We start from the raw sequence: 23,255 nt of genomic DNA on the forward strand, positions 1-23,255 counted from the left end.
AAATCGTCATTTGAGAAAAAAAGCTATCCATTACTGGATAGCCTCTGCTGTCTGTTTAAAATGATGCGCTTGCGTAAGTAATTCTTTCGCATGCTCTGTCGTTAAATCTGTGATTTCCACACCAGAAATCATTCGAGCTATTTCTGTTACTTTATCCTCCATAGTTAAAACAGTAACCGATGTAATTGTCCGATCATTCGCTACTTGTTTTCGAATAAATAAATGTGAATCTGCCATTGAAGCTACTTGAGGTAAGTGCGTAATACAAAGTACTTGCGAGTTTACTGATACTCGATAAATTTTTTCCGCAATAGCCTGTGCGACCCGGCCACTTACACCCGTATCCACTTCATCAAAAATAACAGATGCAACCCCTTGATGCTTAGAAAAAATGCTTTTTAAAGCTAAAATGATACGAGATAACTCTCCGCCAGATGCAACCTTTGAAAGTGGTTTTAGCGGCTCTCCTGGGTTCGTTGAAATATAAAATTCCACATGATCGTAACCATCCGCCGTAAGTCTTACCGGCGCACCTTCCACAAGGGGCTCTTCTACATTTCCTTCTCTCTTCATAATTCTCACTTCAAATTTCGTTTTTTCCATATATAATTCTTTTAATTCCTGATGAATTGCATTTGTAAGGTGTTCTGCAAGCTCATGACGCATATTACTTAACAACGTTGCTTCTTTCAGAATAACACTTTCTAATTCCTTCAACTGTTTCTTCGTCGTTTCAATATGAACGTCTTTATTTTCAATCGTAAAAATTTCCTGTTCAATTTTATCAGCATACGCTAAAATCTCTTCTACAGTATTTCCATATTTTCTCTTCAGCATACGAATTTCATTCAAACGTGTTTCGATTTCATCTAAACGATTTGGATCATATTCCATCATATCGAGCTTTTCTCTCAGTTGATAGGCAACCTCTTCTAATAAGTAATAGCTATTTGCAATTGAATCATGATTCTCCTGATACACTTCATCTAAATGTGTAATACTTTCCATTTGCCCCATTGCACTTCTTACATTATCTAACCCTTGTCCGTCGGCACTTAACGAACGATATGCATCACCTAACGCTTTATAAATCTTTTCAAAATTAGAAATTTGCAATCGTTCCTCAGTTAATTCATTTTCTTCATCCATCTTTAAATCCGCCTTGCGAATTTCTTCATGCTGAAATTGAATTAAATCTAAGCGATGTGCCATTTGTTGCTCATTTTCACTTAACGATTTCAATTGTTTTTTTAATTTTTCATAGTCAGCGTATACGTTTTGATATATGTCTAATTGTTTAACGATTCGATCCCCATCAAAGTGATCAAGCATAAACAGATGTCGTTCTTCATTCATTAAATCTTGCGTTTCGTGCTGTCCATGAATATCAACAAGTGTTTTCCCAATTTCTTTTAATATGCTAAGTGTAACAAGCTTCCCATTTACACGACATACACTCTTCCCGTTCGCAGCAATATCACGCTTTAAAATAATCATGCCATCTTCTATTTCTATATCTAACTCTTCTGCCTTTTCAATACATGGATGCTTCTCATCTTCAACATAAAATAGCCCTTCAATCTCAGCCTTCTCTGTTCCATATCGAACAAATTCTGCTGACCCACGGCCACCTACAAGTAAACTAATTGCATCAATAATAATCGATTTTCCGGCCCCTGTTTCACCGCTTAAAACCGTTAAACCTTTTTGAAAAGAAATATTTAATGCTTCAATAATAGCAAAGTTTCTAATCGATAATTCCGATAACAATGCCCCATTCACCTCGTTATAAAATAATCCCTTACTAAAGGATTTTCTCAGTTCTTCATTCAAATAATCATGCTATATATTTGTATGTATATACTCTTCTAACCCGCTTCATTGTACCAAACATTTGTTTTACGGGTCAATCCATCTATTTTCTAACTTTATGCAAACAAAATATTATATTACAATTGAAAATTCATATTTTTAACCAATAAAAATATCTTGTTCACTTTCCACTTTACGATGGAAAGCAAACAAGATTTTTTGTTACAACATATTTAAGAAACGATCAGAGACAACACCTGTATCGTCAGGTGTACGGCAAATAATTAAGCAAGTATCATCACCACAGATGGTTCCGATGATCTCATCCCACTCTAAATGATCAATAAGTGCTCCAAGTGAATGAGCGTTACCAGGCAATGTTTTTAGCACAAGCATATGTCCTGCCGTGTCTAATTTTACAAATGAATCCACTAGATTTCGTTTTAATTTTTGTAACGGGTTAAATCGTTGATCTGCTGGCAAGCTATATTTATAGCGCCCATCATGTAATGGCACCTTCACTAAGTGCAGTTCTTTAATATCGCGCGATACTGTTGCTTGCGTTACATTAAATCCCTCATTACGTAAAATATCAACTAATTCATCTTGTGTTTCAATTTCTTTGTTTGCAATAATTTCCCTGATTTTAATATGGCGCTGACCTTTATTCATACATTTGCACCTCACACTATCTCTTACCATAGTTTAAACATTGGTATACTTCACTTATTTATGTTAACTTATAATTCGTTTCTTGTACACAATTGTTTTTACAATCATTATACAATTACAGCAAAAAGAGGAACAACATATGTTATTCCCCTTTCCCTTTTTGTTTTAGAACTTCATGCGCTTCTGTAACAACTTGCTCTATAGAAATCGGAGAATGATTTTCGCCATTCTCACGTTCACCATGCCATTTCAGATGAATTAAAAATTCAATATTACCATCCCCACCCGTAATTGGTGAGAATGTTAAACCTTCCACATCATAGCCTTCTTTTAAAGCAAACTCGACAATCATTTCTACAACAGCTTCATGTACTTTTCTATCACGAACGATACCTTTTTTCCCAACTTGCTCTCTTCCAGCTTCAAACTGCGGTTTAATTAACGCTGCTACATCTCCGTTAGGCATAAGCATTGTTTTTAAAACTGGCAGTATAAGCTTTAATGATATAAATGAAACATCAATACTTGCAAATTGAGGTAAACCACGTTCTAAGTCTGCTGGTGTCACGTAACGGAAGTTTGTTCGTTCCATTACAACAACACGCTCATCTTGACGTAATTTCCACGCTAGTTGATTATATCCTACATCTAATGCATAAGATAATTTCGCTCCATTTTGAAGCGCGCAATCTGTAAAGCCACCAGTTGATGAACCAATATCTATCATAACTTTATCTTGTAAATCAAGATGAAATGTCTCTAATGCCTTTTCAAGTTTATAACCACCACGACTTACATACGGCATAACTTGTCCCTTCACCGTAATCTCAGTATCTTGCGAGATTTTCTCTCCTGGCTTATCAAGTCTCATCTCATTCGCATATACGAGTCCGGCCATAATGGCGCGCTTTGCTTTCTCACGCGTTTCTATAAGTCCTCGCTCTACTAATAGTACATCTACTCTTTCTTTTTTTACGCTCATTTGTTACGCCCTTTTTTGTTTTGATGGAATCATTGTATGAATACGGTCTACAACAGCATCTGTCGTTAAACCAATTTCTTCTAATAATTTTGTTACACTTCCGTGCTCTATGAAGCGGTCTGGAATACCCATTCGTTCAACTAATGCACTATGGTAACCATTTTCAGATGCAAATTCAACTACTCCTGTTCCAAAACCACCGATTAAACAAGCTTCTTCAATCGTTAAAATCGGTATATTCTTTCCTAGAAGATCATGTAAATATGCTTCATCCATTGGTTTAATAAAGCGAGCATTCACTACTTTCACTGAAACCCCAGCTTTTTCAAGACGCTCAGCTGCTTCCATTGCCATTGGTATTGTCGTACCAAACGTTAAAATAGCTGCTTGTGTACCCTCTTTTAACGTCTCCCACGTACCGATTGGAATCGCCTTTAATTCTTCATCCATATGAACGCCAAGTCCATTACCGCGCGCATAACGCAATGCGATTGGTCCATCTTCATATTGCATCGCCGTATAAACTAAATGTTGCCCTTCATTTTCATCTTTCGGCATCATAAGCACCATATTCGGCAAGTGACGTAAGAATGAGATATCAAATACGCCTTGATGCGTTTCACCATCTGCTCCTACTAATCCCGAACGATCTATTCCGATGAAAACATTTAAATTTTGGCGGCATATATCATGAACAACTTGGTCATATGCTCTTTGTAAAAATGTTGAATAAATCGCTAAGAATGGCTTCATTCCTTGCGTTGCCATACCTGCTGCCATTGTTGTAGCATGCTGTTCTGCAATACCTACATCAATCATACGATCTGGGAATTCTTTTTGGAATTTCTCAAGTTTTGATCCCACAGGCATTGCAGGTGTAATTGCTACGATACGCTCATCTGCTCTCGCTAGCTTAAGTACTGTTTCACTAACGACAGCACTCCATGCTGGTGCAACTTCTTTCGGCTTAACGAAGTCACCTGATTCAATTTTATAAGGTCCTGTTCCATGCCAAGTTCCAATAACGTCACTCTCAGCCGGTTTATAACCTTTTCCTTTTTTCGTAATAACATGAACGAGTACTGGGCCTTTTGTTTTCTTTGCATATTGCAACGTTTCGAATAACTTTTCATAATCATGCCCATCGACTGGACCTAAATATGTAAAGCCTAACTCTTCGAAAAAGACACCAGATACTAGTAAATATTTAAGACTATCTTTTATTTTCTCTGCTGTCGCAGCCACTTTCCCGCCAACTGCTGGGATTTTCTTTAATATATACTCTAATTCATCTTTTACCCAGTGATATTTTCCTGCGGTACGTAAACGACCGAGCACATTATGAAGCGCACCAACGTTTGGTGCAATTGACATTTCATTATCATTCAAAATAACAATCATGTCTGTTTTTTCATGTCCAATATGGTTCAATGCCTCTAAAGCCATTCCGCCTGTTAAAGCACCATCTCCAATAATTGGTATAACATATTCTTTCGTTTTCTTTAAATCACGTGCCAGAGCCATTCCCATTGCAGCCGATAACGAAGTCGAGCTATGACCAGTTTCCCATACATCGTGCTCACTCTCACAACGTTTCGGGAAACCACATAGACCTTGATATTGCCTTAATGTACCAAACTCTTTCGCGCGTCCAGTTAAAATTTTATGTACATAGGATTGATGTCCTACATCCCATAAAAATTTATCTTGCGGGCTATCAAATAATTTATGCAGAGCAATTGTGAGTTCTACTACACCTAAATTAGGTGCAATATGTCCACCTGTTTGAGAGAGCTCTTCAATTAAAAACTTACGAATATCCTCACTCAATCCCTCTAGTTCACTGATAGACATATCTTTCAAAAAACTAGGGTTTTGAATTTGCGTTAGATCCACACGGATCACTCACTTTCATTTCATAATCTGTCAACATGTCAAATATTATAAAAAACATTTACACAAAACAAGAAATTCTCTTTTCTATTTTTCGTCTTGTCCCGCTATTAACCAGTCTATTGCGCCTTAATCCTATTATAAACCATATTTCTTTAGGCGATGAAAAAAATAGCCGCTAACACGAAGTGATAACGGCAATGTAATCTACATATATTTTTGCCAATAACAAGAAAAGAAAAACCTTTTCCTACATTTATATCATAAAATGATGAATGACTCAACAAATGAAAACGCTGTTATATTAGTTATTACGTTTTGCAATCAAATCGCAAATAGATAGTAAATATTCATCTTGTAATTGCAAGGAGCTAATCGCACCTTTTGCTTCTGCAATTGTTTCTTCTAAAATATCCTTTGCTCTATCTACAGTAAACAACGTCGTATATGTGCTCTTTTCATTAGAAAGATCACTACCAATCGGTTTTCCAATCTCTTCTTCAGTTCCTTCGACATCTAAAATATCATCTCGAATTTGGAAAGCTAGACCGATATATTTGGCAAACGTAAGCAACTTTTCTTCTTGCTCTTCTGTCGCATCAGAAAGTATCGCACCCGCAAGTACAGCAAATTCAAGTAGTTTTCCGGTCTTATGTTTATGGATGTACTCCAATTCATCAATCGTAAGGCGTTTCCCTTCCGCTTCCATATCTGCCACTTGTCCGCCAACCATTCCTTCTGGTCCTGCTGCTTTTGCGAGTTCAAGTACAAGTCTTACTTTTTTTTCAGCAGAAATTTCTTGTTGCTCATATGCCATAATAACTTGAAAAGCATATGTCAATAAGCCATCTCCTGCTAAAACTGCCATCGCTTCACCAAATACTTTGTGATTTGTGGGCTTTCCTCTTCTTAAATCATCATCATCCATACAAGGTAAATCATCATGAACTAACGAATATGTATGAATCATTTCAAGAGCACAAGCTGCACCTACTCCAAGATTTCTTTCTTTCCCAAACGCTTGTAATGTTGCAAACAAAAGTAACGGGCGGAGACGTTTTCCACCCGCTTCCAAAGAATATGCCATCGCTTCACGAAGTACATTTGGACATTGTAATCCATTTGCATAGCTTACAAGTTTTTCTTCTACGAAAGTTTTACTTTCTTTCAAAAAAGTATCAAAAGCAATCGTCACTATGCTTCATCTCCTAAAGCAGTAAACGGTTCAAGCTCTCCATCTTCCCCAAGAATAACTGCCATTTGTTCTTGTACATTCTTCAGCTTCTCATCACAAAGCTTAGATAATTCCATACCTTCTTTAAAATAAGAAATCGCTTCTTCTAAAGGTACGTCACCTTGTTCTAGCTTAGAAACAAGATGCTCAAGTTGCGAAATTGCCTCTTCAAAGCTTAATTTATTTTCCATTATTCAATTCACGCTCCTCTATGCCTGATACGCTACAATCTAGTATTCCATCTTGTAATTGAACTGAAACAGCATCTCCAAGGCTTACATCTTTCACACTTTTTAACACTTGCTTCTCTTCATCATATACAAGCCCGTACCCTCTCATCATTACTTTAAGCGGACTTAATGCTTCAAGTTTTTGAGCAGCTCTTACAAAGGCAAATTCTTTCGTTTGAAGTAACGTTTGCATTTCACGTTGTAATTGCTTTTGCAACGTTTCCACAGCTACCTTCGTTTGCATAATTTTTTGAGATGGGTGGTGCTTCTCTAAATAAAATGAAAGTTGCTTTAACTGATTCACCTTTTTATCAATATAGCGCTCTTTCGCTAAAACAAGCTGTTCTAGCGCTCTATCTAATTGCTCTTCCTTTTGCTCATATACTTGTCTTGGATAACGGAACGCATACGATTTTTGCAACACTTGTAGTTTTTCTTCTTTTTTATGTACTAACTCTCTCATCGCTCTTTGCAATCTCAGAGTTCTTTGTAATACCTTTTCTTGTAACTCTATAATATTAGGTGCTGCCAGCTCAGCTGCTGCGGTCGGTGTTGGCGCGCGTAAATCTGCAACAAAATCTGCAATTGTAAAATCTGTTTCATGGCCTACTGCCGAAATAATAGGAATTTCACTCTGAAAGATTGCTCTTGCAACCATTTCCTCATTGAAAGCCCATAATTCCTCAATAGAACCTCCACCACGACCAACGATTAGTACATCTATCTCTCCCATTTCATTCGCTGTACGAATCGCTTGTACAATCGAGGGAGCCGCTGACTCCCCTTGTACAAGTACCGGAAATACAATAACATTCCCAATTGGATAACGACGTTTAATCGTTGTTATAATATCACGAATCGCTGCTCCTGTTGGCGACGTAATCACACCTATTGTTTTAGCGTAAGGAGGAATCGCTTTTTTATAAACTTGAGAAAAAAGTCCTTCCTCTTCTAAACGAACTTTTAACTGTTCGTACGCTAAATGTAAATTTCCGACTCCGTCAGGCTGCATGTCTTGAATATAAATTTGATAAGAACCACTCGCCTCGTAAACAGAGATTTTTCCTTTCACGAGTACCTTCATCCCATTTTCAGGTTTGAATTTAATATTACGATTATGGCCCGCAAACATAACCGCTGCGATTCTTGCATTTTCATCTTTCAATGTAAAATACATGTGGCCACGGCTATGATTTTTAAAGTTGGAAATTTCACCTTTTAACCAAACAGACTGCAAATGCGGATCATATTCTATTTTTGTTTTTATATAGCGTGTTAACGCTGTAACGGTTAAATATTGCTTCTCCATTTCTCTCTCCTCATAGCCGACTCAAATTATTTACAAACGACACCTGCACGTTTGGCAGATTCAACAGTATTATGAAGAAGCATTGTGATTGTCATTGGACCAACACCCTTTGGCACAGGTGTAATGTAACCCGCAACATCTAACACGTTGTCAAAGTCAACATCACCACAAAGTTTTCCTGTTTCTAAACGGTTAACACCAACGTCAATTACAACCGCCCCTTCTTTAATATAATCCGCTGTTATCATTTTAGGTCGTCCAACAGCTACGATTAAAATATCAGCTAACTTCGATAACTCTTTCATATTTTGCGTCTTAGAATGACAATATGTGACAGTGGCATTTTCATTTAAAAACAATTGCCCCACTGGTTTACCGACAATATTACTTCTTCCAATTACTACTACATGTTTTCCAGAAATATCAAGATTTGTTTCTTTTACTAATTCTACAATACCATGCGGTGTACATGGAAGGAATGTATCTTGTCCCGTCATCATACGTCCCACGCTGATTGGGTGAAATCCGTCTACATCCTTTTCTGGTGAAATTCTTTCAATGATAGCTTTTTCTTCAATATGTTTTGGTAAAGGTAATTGCACTAATATGCCATTAATACGGTCATCGCCATTTAAGCGATCGATTTCAGCAAGCAAACGTTCCTCAGTAATTGTTTCAGGAAGTTCAATTAGCTCTGAGTAAATCCCTACTTGTTCACAGCCTTTTTCTTTTCCTTTCACATAAGAACGAGATGCTGGATCTTCTCCAACTAAAATAACTGCTAATCCTGGTACAATACCTTGCTCTTTCAACTTCACAACTTCTTCTGTTAATTGTGCTCGTTTTTTCTCCGCAACTTCATTTCCTTTGATGATTACTGCTACCATTTTAAGATTCCCCCTTAAAGAATTTACAGTGTATCTTTTATATTAGATAAAACGCCGTTAATAAAACGACGAGATTCCTCATCCCCAAATGTTTTAGCAATTTCAATTGCTTCGTTAATTGTTACGTTGTGTGGAATTTCTTCCATGTATTTCATTTCATACACAGCTACACGTAAAATACTGCGATCAACAATACTAATACGCTCAAGCTTCCACTTTTTTAAATTTTGACGAATCGCTTCATCGATTGCTTCTTTATTTTCTACAAAACCTACTACAAGTGACTCTAGAAACTCATTTGTTTCTTCGCCTTCATCTAGCGTGTTTTCCACTGCTACTTTCGGTTCTAATTCACCTGTAATATCCATTTGGTATAATGCTTGCATTGCTCTTTCTCTAGCCGTCCTACGTTTCATTGTAACTCTCCTTTATGCTTCAAGTCTTTCCTTATACTTTGTTATATTATTATAATTTATAAGCCGTCAATTCACTTACTCTTACAGTTTTCATTGATTTTCCAACCTTATAATACAATGATAATAACACAATTTATCGTTTCACACACGGGTTACAAGGCTGAAAAATAATAAAAAGATTAACTTCAAGTTCCATATCTTATCACAATGTACGTTTTTTGGAAAAACGACACATTTTCTTGTTTATTTCTTATTTTTTGAAATAGTATAATAATTAGAGGGTTGTAATTTGTGAAGAAATGAAACGATAAAAAAGATGCCTATGTTACTAGGCACCTTTTCATTCTTACACTGGTTCGATTTCTGTTTTTTGTGTTTCGAATGTTACGCCAACGATGTGAACATTCACTTCTTTTGGCTCAAGTCCTGTCATTGTAAAGAGTGCTTGGCGAATATTGTCTTGAATCTTTTGTGCAACAACTGGAATTGCTACACCAAAATACATTACAACATAAAGGTCAACGATAATATCTTCGTTTGCTAATTCAACCTTTACACCTTTACCATGATTTTTCTTACCTAACTTCTCAACAACATCTGTAGCAAAATTACCGCGCATTGCCGCTACACCTTCTACTTCAGCAGCTGCAATACCTGCAATTACTTCAATTACTTCTGGTGCAATTTCTACTTTACCAAGAGTTGTATCTTGACCCATATCTAACATATGTTCAGCCATGAAAAAAACCTCCTTTAATGTATCACTGCGTCACAAGTTCATGCTCTTCCAAAAATTTCGTATTAAACTCACCTTTTACAAAATCAGGATGATCTAGCAATTGCAAATGGAACGGGATTGTTGTATGTACGCCTTCAATGACAAATTCACTAAGTGCGCGCTTCATTTTTGCAATTGCCTCTTCACGTGTTTTTCCGTGAACAATTAATTTAGCAACCATCGAATCATAGAAAGGTGGGATTGAATATCCCGGATATACAGCTGAATCGACGCGAATACCAAATCCTCCTGGTGGTAAGTACATTTCTACTTTACCTGGAGATGGCATAAATTTTTTGGCAGGGTTTTCCGCATTAATTCGACATTCAATTGCCCAACCATTAAATTGTACTTCTTCTTGCTGTAACGATAACTTTTCTCCTGAAGCAACAAGAATTTGTTCTTTAATTAAGTCCATTCCTGTTACCATTTCAGTAACCGGATGCTCAACCTGAATTCTCGTATTCATCTCCATGAAGTAAAAGGTTTTCGTTTTATATTCATAAATAAACTCAACCGTACCAGCACCTGTATAATCAACCGCTACCGCCGCTTTAACTGCCGCTTCACCCATCTGCTTGCGAATCTCTTCATCAAGTGCAGGTGATGGACTTTCTTCTAATAGTTTTTGCAAACGGCGCTGAATTGTACAATCACGCTCTCCTAAATGAATGGCATTTCCGTGTGTATCTGCCATTATTTGAATCTCAACATGGCGGAAATCTTCAACGTACTTTTCTAAGTATACACCAGGGTTCCCAAAAGCGGTACTAGCTTCTTGCTGTGTAATTTGAATTCCTTTTATAAGCTCTTCTTCATGGCGTGCAACACGAATACCTTTTCCGCCGCCACCTGCAGTCGCTTTAATAATAACTGGATATCCAATTTGATTAGCAAGCTCAATCGCTTCTTCGGTATTTTTAATAATCCCTTGTGAACCTGGTACAATCGGAACCCCTGCTTCTTTCATTGTATCACGAGCAACGTCTTTTGTGCCCATCTTTGAAATAGCTTCTGGACTTGGACCGATAAAAATCAAGTTACATTCACGGCATAACTCTGCGAAATCTGCATTCTCTGCTAAAAATCCGTATCCCGGATGAATAGCATCGCAGCCTGTTAACTTCGCAACGCTAATAATGTTTGTCAAATTTAAATAGCTTTCTTTCGAAATCGTTGGTCCTACACAATACGCCTCGTCTGCAATCTGTACGTGAAGTGACTCTTTATCTGCTTCTGAATAAATTGCAACTGTTTCAATATCCATTTCTTTACAAGCACGAATAATTCGTACAGCAATTTCCCCACGATTGGCTATTAATACTTTTTTTATCATCACAAAGACTCCCTTATTACGCTTTTACAAGAAATAGCGGTTGTCCATATTCAACAAGCTGTCCGTTATTAACAAGAATTTCAACAATTTCGCCCTCTACATCAGCATCAATTTCGTTAAATAACTTCATAGCCTCGACAATACATACGATAGAATCTTTCGATACTCTATCCCCAACACTTACATATGGAGGTGTATCAGGCGAAGAAGAAGAATAGAATGTACCTACCATCGGTGATGTGATTTTATGTAGGTTTTCATTTTGAACAACCTTCTTCTCTTCTTGTTTTGGCACTTCTGCTTGCGCTGCTGCTACTGTCGTTTCAACTTCAACAGGCGCTACTGGTTGCATAGCTTGTTTTGCTGCAGGTGCTTGCACAGCAACAACTTCATTACCACGCTTTTTCATTTTGATTGTTGTACCGTCTTTTTTGTATTCAAATTCATCAATATTAGAGCTATCAATTAATTTAATTAATTCACGAACTTCTTGAATTTTAAACATGTAAAATCCACTCCCATACTCTTGTTTGTCCCGTTTTTACAGATTCTCGTCACGAAAACTAGATTGACTGTAAAAATACGATGTACTCTATTAGAAAATATATTTCATTAACTAATAGAAATATTTACTATTTCCATCTTACGATAAATTTTTTAAACATTCCAATTTATATTTCTTTATAATAAATCGAAATTCCTGTAAAAATATTATTCCAATAAAAATTTAATACCTAGTAATAATACCAAGTTTCACATGAAATTGGCAAGACCACTTCTTAAAAAACATTCACTACTTTTGCAAAACGTTACAAAGCAAACATGCCATTCCCTCCTCACTCTTCACCACACCTATAGTCAATAACATATTTTTACCAAATATTATTTTTTTGTTTACACGCCGTTCATCATTCCTTCATATAAGAATAGTATGTTCAAAGTGTAGAAAATATATTGTGTTGAGGTGTGGAAATATGATATGGCTCATTCTCTTTTTACCTGCCGTAATCGTTTGGGCATGCGTTCTTTTCATCCACGTCAAATCCGGAAAAAGTAATCATCAGTACCATGAACCATTAATCTTTTACTCACAACGTGTTTCTCCATTCCGAGTTGAACATAGTAAAAATAATTACAAAGACGACATAGAAAAAAGCTATCGAAAATGATAGCTTTTTTCTATTCACACATTTACTTACATACTCTATTTTACTATTTGCATACCCTTTGCTTAGTAAAAGATAATAATCCGCAGGGAAATCCCTACGGATTAAAGTTTCACTTATTTCGCTGGTGGATCAAATTTCACACCTACATCTTTTGATCCGCCTTCACTTCTTACAAGTTGAATAATTTTATTTGCTTCTTTCTGTGAATGTTTTGCCGCTTTAACCGTTACTCTAATATCAGTGCCATCAGCTCTTACAAGAGCATCTGGATATCCTCCTTGAGATTTAATTACTGTCTCAAGTAATTCTTGCTTCGTTTCCATTGTCGTAATGGCATCAAAATTTTCTTTCGCTTTATTCTTTTCTGTTGCTGAAGCTTTTGTTGAACTCATCACTTCTTGTAATTTTGCTTTTTGTTCACTACGCTGATCTTCCATTTGCATACGTAAAGCTGTGAAATTCTCATCACTTGATTGAACTGATACATTGCCCTCTTTTTTACTTGTTTCTTTTTTTGCATTTTCTTTTTTGTCTGTTTCTTTATTTGTTGTTTCCTTGCTTGTATTTTCTTTTTTCGGAGTTTCTTTAGGCGCTTCGTTTGTTACTGCTTTATCAGTACCTTGTTTTTCTTGTCCAATCTTTTCACCTGTTGCCGGCGATGCTGTATTCATTTTGTCAGGAGTTGTCACGTAATACACAGATAGTACAACAACTAAACTTAACATCGTTAATAACCAAACTGTTTGTTTTTTTAACACTTTATTTCCTCCCTATCAATTTTTCGGTGAAACTGAAACGCGATGGGCCGGTACATCTAGCAGCCTTATCACAGCTTCTTTTACCATTGCTTTAACTTGTATATTATCCACTCCCTTTGCTACGACAAGAACACCACGTACTTTCGGCTTCTCTGTTCGTAAAACAACAGGAGTTTCTTTATCCCCTTCACGTATAATGACAGTCTTTTCATCAAGAGACTCGTCCTCTACTTCTCTCTTACCGCCTGTTTTATCTGTTTCACCTGTTGTTTGTGAGCGTTTCACTGTATTTTTTTCTAAAATTTTTTCTTCAGATGAATCTAAATTCACTTTAATCGTTACGTCTTTTACTCCTGCTATTTCTTCTAAAGCAGTTTTTAATTCTTGTTCATACGCTTTTTCATATTTTTCTACATTTGACATATTATCATTATTTTTTTGTCCAAAAGTTGGTACATCTTTTTCCTGGTTTTGAGTTTTTTGTTCTTTAAATACAGGTACTTCTTCTTTTTTACTTGAAAAAAAACTACTAGAAAACATAAGCAAAATTCCAAGTATGAGTAGGACAAGTAAGAACTTAGGTGTTACCTTTCTTCCCTTCTCATTACTTTCTTTTTCATCTCCATTCAATAAGTTTCGAAAAAATGAGAACTTCGAATTTTTATCTTTATTGTCCATTTACTCTACCTGTCCTCCCTTCCATTTGAACTTGGATTTGTTTATTCTCTAGTTGCCACCTGCTTGAAAAGAAGTCTTTCATTTCTACATTCGTTTCCTCTACTTTTTTCGGTGGTTCTTTCGTGTTAATTTCAACTGGTTTTACTGTTTCGATTGCATCATTTTTACTACGTTCTTTTTCTTTTAACGTCACAACAACAGATTGAATATCTTTCGCTGACTTTACTTCCGCTGTGCTTTCCGCTGCGACTATTTGTATTTCAGAGACTGACATACCATACTGTTTCTCAAACTCTTTTCCTACTTCTTTTTTCATTTTGGTAGCCATCTCTTCTAAACTATATGCACGTGTTAGAGCTTGTATTTCTTTTTTCTTCGAATCTATTGAATTTTTTACAGATCCTTCTGCTACGTACTTTTCTTCATTAAAATTTGCAATTACTTCATTTACATCTGTCTGCAATAGTTTAAAAAGGGGTGTTAAAATTAATACGACTAACAAAAGACTTACAACGAATTTAACGTATTTTTGCAAATTCGAATTTGGAAGAATAAGATGAAGCATTGTCGCTAAGAGCAAAAAAACGATAATATTTCTGATCCACTCTGTAACAAATTGCATACTCTTCACCTCCTACCGCATCATAAGTGTAATATTCCCCGCAGCAATAATAATTGTAATACTTAAAAAGAACATAAATGATACGATAGCTAAGCAAGCAAATACGTAAATGATGCTTCGTCCAATAATGTCTAAGCATTGAATAATTGCTCCGCCGCCAACCGGTTGCAATACTGCTGCTGCGAATTTATAAATAAATGCGATACAGAAAATTTGAATCGCTGGAAAAGCAACAATTAAACATAAAATGACGAGCCCAATAATTCCGACTGTGTTTTTCAATAATCCTGATGCGCTAATAACAGTATCTGCCGCTTCTGTAAACATCCTTCCGACTACTGGAATGAAGTTCCCTGTTACAAATTTAGCAGTTTTCACAGCTATTCCATCAGCAACGGCTGTTGCTGTTCCTTGTACAGATAATACTCCTAAAAAAATCGTTAAGAAAATACCGATAATCCCAACGCTAACGTTTTGCAGAAGCTTGGACAATTTCGTCACTTTATATTGATCACTCATTGTACTTACAATACTTAATATCGTTGCCAGTAATAAAAGCGGTAGAACGATATAATTCATAAGAAGCCCGCTTGTATTCATTAAGAAAATGATAATCGGATGAAAGAAAGATACAGATACAACCCCGCCACCAGTCGCTATAAGCGCCAATAAAATTGGCAATAGCGCTAATATGAAATCTACCATTGTTTGTATCGTTTCTCTTGCATATGTCATAACGACATAAAAACTATTTAAAGCAAAAATAATAAGTACCATATATACAACAGCATCAGCAATTTTACTTACACTACTTTTTGAAAAAGCGGATTGCAGTGATTGCAACAATGCACTAAAGATTGTGAGCATAATGAGTGTGCCAAGCAGTTTTCCATTAGCTGCAAGCTCATGAAATAAATATTTTAATAACCCTATCATCCACTCTTTTAGAGAGAATTCTTTTTCTCCCTTTACAAACTCCATAAAACTCCCTTTTTGACTCTCTGGCAAATAGCCTCCATATTTTGTAACAAGCCCGTCCCAAAATTGCTTCACATCTTCAATTCCGAGCTTATCCAATTGTTGATCAACGACGTTTGTTTCTACAGGAGAAGCTTGTACAACAACCGGTAAAGAAAAGAAAAGGAAGCAAGCAAATAGCAGCTTAGCTCCAAACCTCCTCAACATTCACTCCCCCTTATCCCGTCGGTAAAAATCCGAGAATAGTTTCAATTACAACCGTCAAAATAGGAATTGCCATAACGAGAATTAAGATTTTCCCAGCAAGTTCAATTTTCGAAGCGATGGCACCTTGACCAGCATCTTTTGTAATTTGAGCTCCAAACTCGGCAATATAAGCAATTCCAATAATCTTTAGTAACGTTTCCACGTAGACGTTACTAACTTTCGCTTCACTCGCTACTCTCTCAATCATTTGTAAAATAGAATGAATTTGATCGATTAAAATAAGAAACATCACGCTACCTACGAACACAATAAATAAAGATGTAATACTAGATTTATGCTGGTTCAAAACAGCAGCTAAAAACGTAGCAACGAGGCCTAATCCGACAATTTGTATAATTTCGATTCGAACCGCCTCCTTTACTGGAAGAGAAAGACACTTTTAATCTTGTCGAATAGCGTATTAATTAAAAATGCAACATGAAATAAAATGACGACAAAACCGACAAGGATAACCCAATTTGCAATATCCTCACGCTTCAATTCTTTTAGTACAGTATGAATGAAAGCTAAAACAATGCCGATTCCGGCGATTTGAAATATTAATCCAACATCAATGGACATCGCCTTTCTCCCCCCCTATAGCAGTAAAATTACAATTAGTAGCCCTGCTAGTACCCCTAAGCTCTTAATCATTTTTTCGTATTGCAGTTGTAAAGCTTTCGCTTCCTCTTCTTCTCTCTCCAAATGTGTAATACATAAGCGAATATGTTTTTGTTGTGATTCACGATCATGTTGCCCGAGCGTTTCACCAAATTGCTGCAGTATTTCATACTCGGTTTGTTGAAAAGCCGTCAACTTCCAATTCTCTTTCAAACTATCTATCCAAGCTTCCCTTACCGTTTGTTCTCCACTTTCTAGTTTTTTAGCGAAACTTTGAAATATCCAATTTAATGGCTTTGGCATTTGTTTAACTAATCGCTCGGCAGCCTCAGATAAAGGTGTGTGTCCATACATAATTTCTGCCTCTAATGATTGAAGTGCTGATTTTAATAACCTAAGTTGCCTCGGCCTCTCACTGTATCTTTTAGCGTACGAAAACCCGAAAAAGGTGCTGACCGCAACGATTAACACTGCACCAAATATTTTCACCATACGCCCTCAGCCTTTCTATTTGATAACACTGGTTTTCCATATTTATCTTTCACCTGCATAACCGTTCCTGGACCCCTCGCTTTTGACAACTCCACAAACCTATCAAATATACCAAGCTCTAGCACTGCCTTGAGCGATGGACGTCTCACAACATCCTCATAGGAAAATCCGTGTGCGCTTATAAAAAGCTGAACACCTGCATGCACTGCCTCCATAATTGCTTCACTATCTTCTTTACGGCCAATTTCATCTACGATCAAAATATCAGGACTCATAGAACGAATCATCATCATCATTCCTTCTGCCTTTGGACATGCATCTAACACATCGACTCGGGTACCAAAATCATATTGCGGGATTCCTTTCACACAGCCAGCAATTTCTGACCGTTCATCAACGATCCCCACTTTACAGGAAGGAATTTCCGAAGCACTTACCCCTTGACTCATGCAACGTGCTACATCTCTTAAAAGTGTCGTTTTTCCCGTTTGGGGAGGGCCAATTACCATCGTGTTTAACCACCTTTTTTCATACAAATATGGCAAAAGCGGTTCAGCAATCCCTATTTTTTGACGAGCAATACGAATATTAAAGGAAGAGACATCACGAATCATTTTCACTGCGCTTTTTTCTGTAATGACTTTTCCTGCTAACCCGATTCTATGCCCCCCGCGAAGCGTCACATACCCACGTTTTAATTCCTCTTCCATCGTATAAATTGAGAATTGACTTAATTTATTCAATAAGTAAATAGCATCCTCTGCAGTAGTGATATAGTCATAAAAAAACACCTTTCCGTGTGCAATACACTCTAGCGGCCTTCCAATTCGAACACGAATTTCCTCTAAAGCATCGTATTGCTTACATTCTTCAATTAAGTACTTCATCGTTTTTGGTAAAACTTCTAATACCTCTTTCATCGGCTTCTCCCCACTATACTCGACTTACTATTTCAGTAATGCGATAAAAATACAGCAAATTCCAAGCGCTAGAAAAAAGAGCTTCAAGAAAGAAATTTCACTTGCTACACTCGCTATCCCAATTGTCATTGTTAAAATTAATACGGTAGGTCCAACAAACGCCAACATACCATTTATAAACAACGCTTTCTTCGCATCATTCACATAAAGCATAAGCAAAGCAGCAAATATCTCCGCACTACCTGAAAATAATCGAAGTGCCCCCATAACAAGCACGGATGTTTCCATTGCCGCTAGCCACTGTTTCATTCTTCCACCTTCTCCCGTAACAGTTACTAACTTCGTATTCTAAAAAAGAATATATTTGTACAACCATATGCAGAGGTTGTCTATTTCAGAAGTAAAAACATAATTTTTCTCTAAAGTCTGAATTAGAATCTGAATATTCATATTATTTTATGGCATATTATGGTATATTTAGTTTGAAAGGGGTTTAAACCATGCAGCACGTCACTTTATTACCACTAGATTTATGCTATACAAATGTGATTTTCGAGCTATCAAGTGATCCACATATAAAAAATGCATTGGGGATAACGGTAGAAAACATCGAAGACACGAAAACATTTCTTCTTTTCGCAATAGAAGAAGAGCGTCAAAAGAAATCCTTATCGAGAATGATTGTGAATGAAGAAAATGAAATAATTGGCCTCACCACACTTAAACATATTAATAATGAAAAAAAGCAATCTCACATTGGTAGTTGGATTGGCTATCCATACTGGGGAAAAGGCTATAACGAGGCTGCTAAAAAAGAAATCTTTAAAATCGCCTTTTTAGACTTACAACTTTCCTACGTATTTGCTGGTGCTAAAACGAATAATATCCGCTCACTAAAAGCACAAGAAAAACTACCCTATATTTCATTGCATGTGGAAAACAAGTTTCCAGACGAACACGCTGCACTAGAGAAAGAAGTAAGGTCACCTTGCTCTCTGCATGTCGTGTCACGTGAAAATTTTTTAAACTGGTTGAAATTACAGAATGAGGAGGAAAAATATGAAGGCATTGAAAATTAGTTTAACCGTTGTAGTAGAATTAGCTCTTATTTATCTTTTTTCATTATTAGTCGGTTGGTCATTTATAGAGACCTTTTTCCTTGGTAGTTTAGCAATATTTGCAATTATGTGGTTAATTATTATGAGTAACCATAGAAATAACATTACAGATCACGCAATAAGCAAAACATTAACTGGCGTTGAGACTGGCGAAATAAAACCATTTCAAATTGTTTTGACTCCATCTATTATGGGTACTCTTTCACTTGTTTTAGTCAGTTTTATAGTAACAGCTATTTACTATCTACCCTATTTCCTATAAAAAAAACACTCGTGAATTATCACGAGTGTTTTTTTACTATGCACGAGAAACGTATTTACCTTCACCAGTGTTGATGATAAGCATTTCGCCTTCGTTAATGAAGATTGGTACTTGTACAACAAGACCAGTTTCTAATGTAGCTGGTTTTGTTACGTTAGAAGCAGTATCACCTTTAATACCAGGCTCTGTTTCTGTAACTTGTAATTCAACTGTGTTTGGAAGTTCAACACCAAGTACTTCGCCTTGGTAAGTCATAATTGCTACTTCCATGTTTTCTTTTAGGAATTTAAGCTCGCGCTCGATTTGTTTTTCACCAAGTTCGATTTGCTCATAAGTTCCGTTATCCATAAATACGTGAGCCTCACCGCTTGCGTATAAGTATTGCATACGACGGTTTTCGATGTGTGCTTTTTCTACTTTCTCACCTGCACGGAATGTTTTCTCTTGAACAGAACCTGTGCGAAGATTACGTAGTTTAGAACGAACGAATGCAGCACCTTTACCTGGCTTTACGTGTTGGAAATCAAGTACTTGCCAAAGGGCATTGTCCACTGAAATTGTTAAACCTGTACGAAAATCGTTTACTGAAATCATGTAAAAAAATCCTCCTGTGTATTACAAAATAATAAGTTCTTTTGGTGATTTCGTAATTACTTCATTACCTTCACTTGTCACAATGATATCATCTTCAATACGTACGCCGCCAATACCTGGAATATAAATACCTGGCTCTACTGTTACAGCCATACCTGGTTCAAGTACTGTATCAGAACGGAACGCTAAACCTGGTGCTTCATGGATTTCAAGACCTATTCCATGACCAGTAGAGTGTCCAAAGTATTCACCATATCCTTTTTCCGTTATGTAGTCACGCGTTAGCGCATCAGCCTCGCGACCTGTTAAACCAGCTTTAATACCGTTCACACCACGTAGTTGTGCTTCTAAAACGATATTATAAATTTCTTTTAATTTATCAGATGGTTCACCGACTGCAATCGTACGAGTAATATCAGAACAATATCCTTTGTAATAAGCGCCGAAGTCTAATGTAATGAAATCTCCTGTTTCTATCACTTTTTCAGATGCCACGCCGTGCGGTAATGCCGAACGAAGACCTGAAGCAACGATAATATCAAACGAAGAAGATGTTGCTCCTTGTTTTCTCATGAAAAATTCAAGTTCATTTGACACTTCAATTTCAGATACTCCCGGGCGAATGAATGATAGAATATGCTCAAAGGCAGCATCTGCAATCTGTGCAGCTTCCTTTAATATCTTAATCTCTGAATCAGTCTTTATCAAGCGTAACTTTTCTACAAGTCCAGAAGTCGGGATAAATTCAGCATCAATCGCTTCCTTATGCACTGAATAAGAACTATATGTAAGAGTATCTTGCTCAAAACCAAGTTTTTGAATTCCAAGCTCTTTCACTTGCTTTGCCACTTCATCAATGATCAATCCTGCGTGCTGTACAACCTCATATCCAACCGCTTGTTTACTTGCCTGCTCGACGTAACGGAAATCTGTAATAAATTGAGCACGATCTTTTGAAATAAGAACAACGCCTGCTGTTCCTGTGAAGTTAGCCATATATCTACGACTATGTTCATTTGTTAACAAAATACCGTCAATGCCAGCCTCATCAAATGCACTTCGTAATCTTTCAATTTTCTCCATTACTTTATGCCTCCCTCAATTTCTCCATTAATGCAAATAATGCTAACTTATAGCCATAAAAACCAAATCCTACAATTTGACCTGCACAAACAGCTGCCGTCACAGATTCATGACGGAACGATTCACGCTGATGAATGTTAGAAATATGTACTTCAATAACAGGAATCGAAATGCTCGCAATGGCATCACGAATCGCATAGCTATAATGCGTAAATGCTCCCGGATTTAAAATGATCCCTTCATATATATCTTCCGCTTCATGAATAATGTCGATAATGGCACCTTCATGATTCGATTGGAAACATTCTAACTCCACTCCCATTGTTTCTGCTTCTTGCTTCATATCTGCTTCAAGTGTCGCTAGCGTGCCCTTTCCATATACATTTACCTCACGAACACCGAGGCGATTTAGGTTAGGACCGTTTACGAGGAGTAACTTTTTCATATTCTTAAAACTCCTTAATATTAAATATCTATACAATATTTTAACATAGGAGTTACTTATTTGAATAGTTCGTCTTCTCTTACCCTTCTTGTTCTGCTTTATTGCTATTTACTGCGTAAGAAACAGAATATGCTATAAACACACCATACAATATAAAAATACATATTGTCGTCACAATTGTCTCTTTTGGTAAATGGAGCGCACTTTTAATAACAGGAGCCATTAAACCCATCCCCAAAAACAGTAGTGCCCACCAAAATAGCCCATAAATAATTCCCGCTATAATCCCTTCAAACTTCGCAAAAAATGCTTTATACAAAAAGGCGATCAAAATTGAAAGAAGTCCCATACACACTATTCCGAACATATTGCCCCATACCCCCTCTTTCCAACTTCCAAACGCAAATGGTAAAAGGAAATAATTCGGTCCCGCCTCCGTGAATGAAAATATATGAAGGAAATACCAGATCCCGCCCCAAAAGATTCCACCAAACAAACCAATCTGCACAAAATTCCTTGTTCCTAATTGTTCTTGACTCACATCGACACCTCCGCTCAATAGTATGCCCGAAACTATTTTGAAGCATGTTTAAATCCTGCGAAATTTGTCTATAAAAAGAATAAGAAATGTCCGACTCTCATAACATTTTCCCTTGTCATCTACTTGTATTTGCCGATAAAATAAAGGAAACTCGGTGATTGTCTTATTTCAAAACGACAGAACCCAGTATGACAATTGCCTCTTTTTCTACATAAGAGAGAAACAAATACAGGTTGGTGTTAACATGGCAGAAGAGTCAAAACAAATATATGGCGGGCAAGCGGTCATAGAAGGAGTTATGTTTGGCGGTAGAGAATATACTGTTACAGCGGTTCGTCGTAAAGATAAATCGATTGAATTTTATCGATTACCACGCGTTCGTAATAAAGTACTATCTACCCTAAAAAAAATTCCATTTTTACGAGGGATTGCCGCTATTGTGGATGCAAGTGCGAATGGAGCAAAGCATTTAAACTTCGCTTCAGAACGATTTGACGTCCACCCAGAAGATGATGAACAAATTGCAAATAAAAAAGAAGAACAATCAAAATTAACGATGGTATTAGGAGTTGCAGCTGTTGGCGTTTTATCTTTTATATTCGGTAAAGTCATTTTCACAGCAGTTCCTGCACTATTAGCTGAATTAACGAGACCGATTTTCCCATCTCATACTGGGCAAATCATTGTCGAAAGTGTCATTAAGCTCATGCTATTATTGAGCTATATATACTTTATTTCTTTAACCCCACTTATTAAGCGGGTATTTCAGTATCACGGTGCAGAGCATAAGGTAATCAATGCTTACGAGAATAACCTTCCTCTGACTGTAGAAAACGTTCAAAAGCAAACTCGTCTCCATTATAGATGCGGCAGTAGCTTTATTATATTTACAGTCATTATTGGAATGTTCGTTTATTTCCTAGTCCCTACAGATCCTCTTTGGGCACGAGTTATAAACAGAATTTTATTAATTCCAGTTGTACTTGGTATTTCTTTTGAAGTATTGCAATTTACAAATCGATTACGAGACATTCCCGTATTACGCGTACTTGGATATCCTGGATTATGGCTACAACTATTAACAACGAAAGAACCAACAGATGATCAAGTGGAAGTAGCAATTGCATCGTTTGAAGAATTATTACGTTTAGAGAACAAACAATAATTATTTAAAAATGG

At 36.7% G+C, this 23,255-nt stretch carries 29 protein-coding genes; 4 read left to right on the plus strand and 25 right to left on the minus strand.

All coding sequences use genetic code 11. From position 1 onward, the window contains the following. Positions 1-30: 30 nt before the first annotated feature. The 12 genes from recN to accB all read right to left on the minus strand — a co-directional run bounded on the left by recN (position 31) and on the right by accB (position 12,054). Positions 31-1,770 (minus strand): DNA repair protein RecN, encoded by a 1,740-nt coding sequence (recN, locus tag ACTFR3_RS11960; RefSeq protein ID WP_000947768.1) that lies wholly within the window; start codon positions 1,768-1,770, stop codon positions 31-33. 264 nt (positions 1,771-2,034) lie between these two features. Next, on the minus strand, positions 2,035-2,484 hold the full coding sequence (gene argR / locus ACTFR3_RS11965; protein WP_001032580.1) for an arginine repressor ArgR: 450 nt from the start codon (positions 2,482-2,484) through the stop codon (positions 2,035-2,037). A 142-nt stretch (positions 2,485-2,626) separates the two neighbouring features. Continuing rightward, entirely contained in the window at positions 2,627-3,466 is an 840-nt protein-coding gene (locus ACTFR3_RS11970; protein ID WP_000111875.1) for a TlyA family rRNA (cytidine-2'-O)-methyltransferase, read from the minus strand. Positions 3,467-3,469: 3 nt separating this feature from the next. After that, the gene (dxs, locus tag ACTFR3_RS11975; protein ID WP_000366452.1) at positions 3,470-5,362 is read right to left on the minus strand and encodes a 1-deoxy-D-xylulose-5-phosphate synthase; all 1,893 of its coding nucleotides are present in this window, start codon (positions 5,360-5,362) and stop codon (positions 3,470-3,472) included. Positions 5,363-5,663: 301 nt separating this feature from the next. After that, on the minus strand, positions 5,664-6,554 hold the full coding sequence (ispA, locus tag ACTFR3_RS11980; protein WP_440044437.1) for a (2E,6E)-farnesyl diphosphate synthase: 891 nt from the start codon (positions 6,552-6,554) through the stop codon (positions 5,664-5,666). Continuing rightward, positions 6,554-6,784, minus strand: coding sequence for an exodeoxyribonuclease VII small subunit (gene xseB / locus ACTFR3_RS11985; protein ID WP_000428423.1), 231 nt, complete (start codon positions 6,782-6,784; stop codon positions 6,554-6,556). The genes ispA and xseB overlap by 1 nt, the downstream gene beginning before the upstream one ends. Beyond that, entirely contained in the window at positions 6,774-8,132 is a 1,359-nt protein-coding gene (gene xseA, locus ACTFR3_RS11990; protein ID WP_000415251.1) for an exodeoxyribonuclease VII large subunit, read from the minus strand. Before xseA ends, xseB begins: the two co-directional genes overlap by 11 nt. A 26-nt stretch (positions 8,133-8,158) precedes the next feature. Continuing rightward, entirely contained in the window at positions 8,159-9,019 is an 861-nt protein-coding gene (gene folD / locus ACTFR3_RS11995) for a bifunctional methylenetetrahydrofolate dehydrogenase/methenyltetrahydrofolate cyclohydrolase FolD (RefSeq protein WP_000226732.1), read from the minus strand. A gap of 23 nt (positions 9,020-9,042) precedes the next feature. Continuing rightward, a complete protein-coding gene (nusB, locus tag ACTFR3_RS12000; RefSeq protein ID WP_000830247.1) occupies positions 9,043-9,435 on the minus strand; it encodes a N utilization substance protein NusB in 393 nt (130 codons plus the stop codon). A 346-nt stretch (positions 9,436-9,781) separates the two neighbouring features. Continuing rightward, positions 9,782-10,174 (minus strand): Asp23/Gls24 family envelope stress response protein, encoded by a 393-nt coding sequence (locus ACTFR3_RS12005; RefSeq protein ID WP_000807630.1) that lies wholly within the window; start codon positions 10,172-10,174, stop codon positions 9,782-9,784. A 22-nt stretch (positions 10,175-10,196) separates the two neighbouring features. Continuing rightward, entirely contained in the window at positions 10,197-11,549 is a 1,353-nt protein-coding gene (gene accC, locus ACTFR3_RS12010; protein ID WP_000592871.1) for an acetyl-CoA carboxylase biotin carboxylase subunit, read from the minus strand. A 16-nt stretch (positions 11,550-11,565) separates the two neighbouring features. After that, positions 11,566-12,054, minus strand: a complete 489-nt coding sequence (gene accB / locus ACTFR3_RS12015) for an acetyl-CoA carboxylase biotin carboxyl carrier protein (RefSeq protein ID WP_000472866.1) — start codon at positions 12,052-12,054, stop codon at positions 11,566-11,568. A gap of 469 nt (positions 12,055-12,523) precedes the next feature. Here accB and ACTFR3_RS12020 point away from each other — a divergent pair, with 469 nt between their 5' ends. Continuing rightward, positions 12,524-12,718: a hypothetical protein gene (locus tag ACTFR3_RS12020; protein WP_002179810.1), complete on the plus strand. Its 195-nt coding sequence runs from the start codon at positions 12,524-12,526 to the stop codon at positions 12,716-12,718. Between the two features lie 113 nt (positions 12,719-12,831). Here the strand turns inward: ACTFR3_RS12020 and ACTFR3_RS12025 are convergent, their stop codons facing one another. From ACTFR3_RS12025 to ACTFR3_RS12065, 9 genes are read right to left on the minus strand one after another with little or no spacing between them, the layout of a single operon-like run. Further along, on the minus strand, positions 12,832-13,476 hold the full coding sequence (locus ACTFR3_RS12025; RefSeq protein ID WP_000914710.1) for a SpoIIIAH-like family protein: 645 nt from the start codon (positions 13,474-13,476) through the stop codon (positions 12,832-12,834). A gap of 15 nt (positions 13,477-13,491) precedes the next feature. Beyond that, on the minus strand, positions 13,492-14,154 hold the full coding sequence (spoIIIAG, locus tag ACTFR3_RS12030; protein ID WP_000368880.1) for a stage III sporulation protein AG: 663 nt from the start codon (positions 14,152-14,154) through the stop codon (positions 13,492-13,494). After that, positions 14,144-14,776, minus strand: a complete 633-nt coding sequence (spoIIIAF, locus tag ACTFR3_RS12035; RefSeq protein WP_001161052.1) for a stage III sporulation protein AF — start codon at positions 14,774-14,776, stop codon at positions 14,144-14,146. The genes spoIIIAG and spoIIIAF overlap by 11 nt, the downstream gene beginning before the upstream one ends. 12 nt (positions 14,777-14,788) lie before the next feature. After that, a complete protein-coding gene (gene spoIIIAE / locus ACTFR3_RS12040) occupies positions 14,789-15,961 on the minus strand; it encodes a stage III sporulation protein AE (protein ID WP_000946110.1) in 1,173 nt (390 codons plus the stop codon). Positions 15,962-15,971: 10 nt separating this feature from the next. Next, positions 15,972-16,355 (minus strand): stage III sporulation protein AD, encoded by a 384-nt coding sequence (gene spoIIIAD / locus ACTFR3_RS12045; RefSeq protein ID WP_077393170.1) that lies wholly within the window; start codon positions 16,353-16,355, stop codon positions 15,972-15,974. Between the two features lie 23 nt (positions 16,356-16,378). After that, positions 16,379-16,582, minus strand: coding sequence for a stage III sporulation protein AC (gene spoIIIAC / locus ACTFR3_RS12050; RefSeq protein WP_000020914.1), 204 nt, complete (start codon positions 16,580-16,582; stop codon positions 16,379-16,381). A gap of 15 nt (positions 16,583-16,597) precedes the next feature. After that, positions 16,598-17,113 carry a stage III sporulation protein SpoIIIAB gene (spoIIIAB, locus tag ACTFR3_RS12055; RefSeq protein WP_000238702.1) on the minus strand — a complete coding sequence of 172 codons (516 nt, stop codon included), beginning with the start codon at positions 17,111-17,113 and terminating at the stop codon, positions 16,598-16,600. Then, a complete protein-coding gene (gene spoIIIAA / locus ACTFR3_RS12060) occupies positions 17,107-18,033 on the minus strand; it encodes a stage III sporulation protein AA (protein ID WP_000665905.1) in 927 nt (308 codons plus the stop codon). Before spoIIIAA ends, spoIIIAB begins: the two co-directional genes overlap by 7 nt. A 27-nt stretch (positions 18,034-18,060) precedes the next feature. Next, positions 18,061-18,342 carry a YqhV family protein gene (locus ACTFR3_RS12065; RefSeq protein ID WP_000816050.1) on the minus strand — a complete coding sequence of 94 codons (282 nt, stop codon included), beginning with the start codon at positions 18,340-18,342 and terminating at the stop codon, positions 18,061-18,063. 191 nt (positions 18,343-18,533) lie between these two features. On the opposite strand from ACTFR3_RS12065, the gene ACTFR3_RS12070 reads away from it, so the two are divergent. Further along, a complete protein-coding gene (locus ACTFR3_RS12070) occupies positions 18,534-19,112 on the plus strand; it encodes a GNAT family N-acetyltransferase (protein WP_001164986.1) in 579 nt (192 codons plus the stop codon). After that, positions 19,093-19,413 (plus strand): hypothetical protein, encoded by a 321-nt coding sequence (locus tag ACTFR3_RS12075; RefSeq protein ID WP_000645572.1) that lies wholly within the window; start codon positions 19,093-19,095, stop codon positions 19,411-19,413. The genes ACTFR3_RS12070 and ACTFR3_RS12075 overlap by 20 nt, the downstream gene beginning before the upstream one ends. Before the next feature lie 36 nt (positions 19,414-19,449). Here the strand turns inward: ACTFR3_RS12075 and efp are convergent, their stop codons facing one another. The 4 genes from efp to ACTFR3_RS12095 form a co-directional block, all read right to left on the minus strand. Next, on the minus strand, positions 19,450-20,007 hold the full coding sequence (gene efp / locus ACTFR3_RS12080; RefSeq protein WP_000626516.1) for an elongation factor P: 558 nt from the start codon (positions 20,005-20,007) through the stop codon (positions 19,450-19,452). Positions 20,008-20,028: 21 nt separating this feature from the next. Further along, entirely contained in the window at positions 20,029-21,090 is a 1,062-nt protein-coding gene (gene pepQ, locus ACTFR3_RS12085; protein WP_440044438.1) for a Xaa-Pro dipeptidase, read from the minus strand. A 4-nt stretch (positions 21,091-21,094) separates the two neighbouring features. Beyond that, entirely contained in the window at positions 21,095-21,535 is a 441-nt protein-coding gene (gene aroQ, locus ACTFR3_RS12090; RefSeq protein ID WP_000735140.1) for a type II 3-dehydroquinate dehydratase, read from the minus strand. Positions 21,536-21,614: 79 nt separating this feature from the next. Beyond that, positions 21,615-22,076, minus strand: coding sequence for a YqhR family membrane protein (locus ACTFR3_RS12095; protein ID WP_440044439.1), 462 nt, complete (start codon positions 22,074-22,076; stop codon positions 21,615-21,617). Between the two features lie 244 nt (positions 22,077-22,320). Here ACTFR3_RS12095 and ACTFR3_RS12100 point away from each other — a divergent pair, with 244 nt between their 5' ends. After that, on the plus strand, positions 22,321-23,241 hold the full coding sequence (locus tag ACTFR3_RS12100) for a DUF1385 domain-containing protein (protein WP_000807121.1): 921 nt from the start codon (positions 22,321-22,323) through the stop codon (positions 23,239-23,241). Positions 23,242-23,255 lie beyond the last annotated feature (14 nt).

Origin of the sequence: Bacillus cereus group sp. MYBK14-1 (assembly GCF_051916885.1) — a bacterium.
Taxonomy (GTDB): domain Bacteria; phylum Bacillota; class Bacilli; order Bacillales; family Bacillaceae_G; genus Bacillus_A; species Bacillus_A cereus.